Source organism: Anaerovibrio sp. (assembly GCF_051866355.1).
Taxonomy (GTDB): domain Bacteria; phylum Bacillota; class Negativicutes; order Selenomonadales; family Selenomonadaceae; genus Anaerovibrio.
In genome coordinates this window covers 1-4666 of sequence record NZ_JBJDWZ010000019.1, presented here as the reverse complement: position 1 = coordinate 4666, position 4666 = coordinate 1, and the positions used below count along the sequence as shown (strand labels likewise).

4 protein-coding genes are annotated in these 4666 nt (G+C 57.3%); all 4 read left to right on the top strand.

All coding sequences use genetic code 11. From position 1 onward, the window contains the following. The coding region (locus tag ACI3UA_RS01025; protein ID WP_439722977.1) for a YybS family protein at positions 1-843 on the top strand (843 nt) is incomplete at its 5' end. Positions 844-916: 73 nt separating this feature from the next. Next, positions 917-2929: a DHH family phosphoesterase gene (locus ACI3UA_RS01020; protein WP_439722976.1), complete on the top strand. Its 2013-nt coding sequence runs from the start codon at positions 917-919 to the stop codon at positions 2927-2929. Continuing rightward, positions 2901-3347, top strand: a complete 447-nt coding sequence (gene rplI, locus ACI3UA_RS01015; protein WP_439722975.1) for a 50S ribosomal protein L9 — start codon at positions 2901-2903, stop codon at positions 3345-3347. Before ACI3UA_RS01020 ends, rplI begins: the two co-directional genes overlap by 29 nt. Continuing rightward, a partial coding sequence (locus tag ACI3UA_RS01010; RefSeq protein WP_439722974.1) for a sigma 54-interacting transcriptional regulator occupies positions 3347-4666 on the top strand: 1320 nt, incomplete at its 3' end. The genes rplI and ACI3UA_RS01010, both read left to right, overlap by 1 nt.

Sequence of the window (4666 nt, the reverse complement as noted above, 5' to 3'; positions counted from 1 at the left end):
TTGTGGCCCCTGCCGATTATCGTGCTGATTGTGCGGCACGGCATGCAGTACGGCGTCCTCAGCGTGACGGCCGCCGCCATCATCATGACCATCCTGATTTCCCCTATGAGCGCGGTTCACATGGTGGCCGCCTTCGGGCCGCCCAGCCTGGCACTGGGCTACGGTTTTTACAAGGGGCTGTCCGCCTCCCGCGTCCTGCTCTACGGCATTGTGGCATCCCTGATTGGCGTATTCCTGACCGCAGGGCTGACCATGCTGATTACCGGCATCAACCCGCTGGCCATGGCGGAGCAGGTGGAGAGCATGAAGGAGGCCGCAGGTGCCGCCTTCCAGATGTATGACGCCCTGGGCATGTCCGCCGATGAGCTGGCCAGGACGAAAAAGCAGTTTATGGATGCCATGGAATATGTCACCCTGCTGCTGCCGGTGGTGTTCCTGCTGAGCGGCATGATTACCGCCTGGCTGAACTTCGCCGTGGGCGGCAAGGTGCTCCGCCGCCTTGGACATCATGTCACCACCCTGCCGGATTTTGACGAGTGGCGTCTGCCAAAGGCCATTCTCTACATCTTCGGCTTTTCCCTGGTAGGGCTCTACTGGGGAAGCACCAGGGATATTGAGCTTTTACAGCAGGTGTCACTGAACGCCTACGTGCTGTCCACCCTGGCCGGCTTCGTACAGGGGGCATCCGTCATCAGCAGCTTTGCCAGAAACCGCATCAGCCGCTGGCTGTTCTGGATAATCATGCTGTTTATCTTCCTGAATGGCGCCATCTCCCAGCTTCTTGCCGTGGGCGGCCTGTTTGACATGCTGTTTGACTACCGCAGGCGCTTCAGGCGCGGCTGACGATGGCGTCTGCCGGCTGTCCTTTCAGGCACAGCTGACAGCACGAATGATTTAGAAAACGAGAGGTAACATTATGCCACGTAATTTGAATGCCTGGCTGGATATCTGCTTTATTCTTTTTGCGGCGCTTATCCTCACAGGGGTACTGGCTGTCTACAACTTATTTATCGGTGCCGTGGCGGCAATGATCTGGCTGCTCCTGCTGTTTTTTGCCAGGGAGCGATGCCTGTGCCGCAGTGAGGAATTCGACCATTACTGCCACACGGTTATCAGCAATGTAAACAGCGTTGCCAACTACGCCCTTGAGCAGATGCCGCAGATTATACTGATGGTGGATCAGGGCGGCAGAATCCAGTGGTTCAACAAGGAGCTGGAAAAGCACATCGGCATAGAGCCGGCCTACAATATGGCGCTGGCTGATTTCTGGCCGGAGCTGGATCTGGAGCCCGTCTGGGGGCGCACCGGCACTATGGTCTTTGTCCACGAAAACATTCATTACCGCACCATCCACAGGCCCATTGCCACCAAGGAAAGTCCCAGCGGCATGATGGCCCTGTACATTCAGGATGCCTCCGCTTTGGAGATTCTGAAGCGCATCCACGCAGATTCCCGTACCACCCTCATGTATGTGCAGATTGATAACTACAACGATGTTCTGCAGGGCCTGAACGATACGGAGCAGAACACCCTGATTTTTGAAACCAACAAGGCCATCACCGACTGGGTAAACCATCTGGAAGGCTTTTTGCGCAAGGTTTCCGACGATTTGTACATCGTGGTCATGGAACGGCGCAATCTGGATATGGCCCTTGAGGAAAAGTTCGATGTGCTGGACAAGGTGCGCACCCTGCAGAATCCGGTGCGGCATCTGGCCGTCACCCTCAGCATCGGCGTTGCCGTGGCGGAAAGCCAGACCATCAACCAGCTGGGGGGCAAGGCCTACTCCATGCTGGAAATGGCCCTGGGCAGAGGCGGCGATCAGGTTGCCGTTCTGCAGAGGGGGCAGACTAATTTCTACGGCGGCAAGACAAAGGCCGTGGAAAAATACACCCGCGTCAAGGCGCGCATCATTTCCAACTCCATTCACGAGATTATTCAGGAATCTGATGAGGTGTTCATCATGGGACACCAGAATGAGGACTTTGATTCCCTGGGCGCCGCCCTGGGCATCTCCCGCATGGCAAGACAGCTGAAAAAGCCGGTGCACATCATCCTCAGCGAGTTCAACACCGGCATAAGCAGGTTTACGGAAAGCCTCAAGGGTAAGGAGGGCTACGGGGAGCTGTTCCTGCCTGCCAGCCGCCTGATAAACATCACCGCCGAAAAGCCGGTGCTGTTCGTGGTGGACACCCACATCCCGCACCTGACGGCATCCCCTGACCTTTTAGACCGCATCAGGGATATTGTGGTCATCGACCATCACCGCCGCAGTGCCAACTTCATCAAAAATGCAAAGCTCACCTACAGCGAGCCTGCCACCAGCTCCACCAGCGAGCTGGTAACGGAGCTTCTGTATTACTTCGGCGATGATCTGAACCTGCCCCGGCTGGAAGCGACCGCCCTCTATGCGGGCATTCTGGTAGATACCAAGAATTTTGCAGTGCAGACCGGTGTCCGTACCTTTGACGCGGCCGCCTACCTGCGCCGTTGCGGCGCGGACCCTATCGTGGTGCGGCAGATGTTCCGCTCGGATTTTGAGACGGAGCAGGCCAAGGCCAGAGCCAAGTCGCAGGCACAGCTGTTGCCGGGAGGGCTGATCATCACAAAATGCACGGACGAACTGCCGAACATTCAGGTGATTGCCGCCCAGGTGGCGGACTCCCTGCTGCGCATCGAAGGTGCCAACGCCAGCATGGTGGTGTTCCGCCTGGCCCCTGATACGGTGGGCATCAGCGCCCGCTCCACCGGCGCCATCAACGTCCAGCTGATTATGGAGCAGTTCGGCGGCGGCGGCCATCAGAACGTGGCCGGTGCCCAGATTACCGGCACCACCCTTGAGGCTGTTTATGAAGATGTCATTAATGCAACACAACTATTTATAGAGGAGAATGAAAAAGATGAAAGTAATACTTCTGCAGGATGTTAAAAAAGTAGGCAATAAAGGCGATATCGTGGAGGTTTCCGAGGGCTACGGCAGGAATTTCCTGCTGCCGAAGAAATTTGCCCAGGAGGCAACAGCGGAAAACCTGAACGTGGCCAAGGCCAAGGCAGGCTCCGCCGCCCGCAAGAAGGCACAGGACAATGACGAGGCAAAGCTCATGGCGGCCCAGCTGTCCAAGCTGACCGTCAAAATCCCTGTCAAGGTTGGCGCCAACGGCCGCCTTTTCGGCTCCGTAACAGGCAAGGATGTAGCCGACGTGCTGAAAAAACAGCACAATATCGACATGGACAAGCGCAAGATTGCCCTGAAAGCCGAAATCACAGGCCCGGGAAGCTACGAGGCCGTTATCAAGGTACATCCTGAAATCACAAGCACCATCAAGGTTGAGGTAGTGGCTGACTGATGAACAATTTTTTTGCCAAATTTTTTAATCTAAAAAATGAAGGGGAAGAAAAGGCACGGCCTATCGACGGCCAGGAGGGGGCGGCTCAGGAGGGAGCCGCCGCCAAGGATGAGCTTGACCGCAGGATAGACATGCTTTTTTCCCTGCTCGTGGAATACTACGGCTCCGACAAGCTGGTCATCAAGGCCGGCAAGATGGAAGCCCTGCAGCTGGTGCGCTCACCTGTCAAGGGTGAGCGTGTCCTTGCTTTGCAGAAAATCATGTACGACAATCCTACCCTGACGGCCGTGCCGAAGGATGAGGATATTCCGGATATTCTGGACAAGCTGGTGGAAAAGATGTCGGATATTCTGGCCAGACGGACGCTGGAAGCGGATCTGGAGCAGAAAATCGCCGACCGGCTGGAAGAAAACCATCAGGACTATGTGCAGGACATCCGCCGCCAGATTCTGAAGGAGGAAAAGAAGGGCTACGAGACCCCTATGGAACAGCAGAAGCGTGAAAAGCTGGAAGAGCTGGAAAAGGTGAAGCTCACCCAGTCCGTCATGGAGCTTTTGCGCCCGAAATGCCTTGAGGACATCGTGGGCCAGGAGCGGGCCGTGGCCTCCCTGCTGGCCAAGCTCAGCTCCCCTTATCCCCAGCACCTGATTCTCTACGGGCCGCCGGGAGTGGGCAAGACCACGGCCGCGAGGCTGGTGCTGGAGGCGTCCAAGAAACGCCCCCTGTCCCCATTCCAGCAGTCTGCGCCCTTCGTGGAAACGGACGGCACCACCCTCAGATGGGACCCGCGGGACCTGACCAATCCCCTGCTGGGCTCTGTCCATGACCCTATCTATCAGGGCGCGCGGCGTGATCTGGCGGATACCGGCGTCCCGGAGCCGAAGCCGGGACTGGTTACGGACGCCCACGGCGGCATCCTCTTTATTGACGAAATCGGCGAGATGGATGTCATGCTGCAGAACAAGCTTTTAAAGGTATTGGAGGACAAGCGGGCCTTCTTTGAGTCCGCCTACTACGACCCGACGGACGACAAGGTTCCGCCGTACATCAGGAAGCTCTTTGAAGAGGGCGCACCGGCGGACTTCGTGCTGATTGGCGCGACCACCCGTGACGCCTCTTCCATCAATCCCGCCCTGCGCTCCCGCTGTGCCGAGATTTACTTTGAGCCATTGACGCCGCGGCACATTGAGGAAATCGTCATCAGGGCGGCCAAGCGGCTCTCTGCCGAGCTGGGGGATGGCGTTGCCACCCTGATTAGCGAGTACACCATCGAGGGGCGCAAGGCCATCAACATTCTGGCGGATGCCTACAGCCTTGCC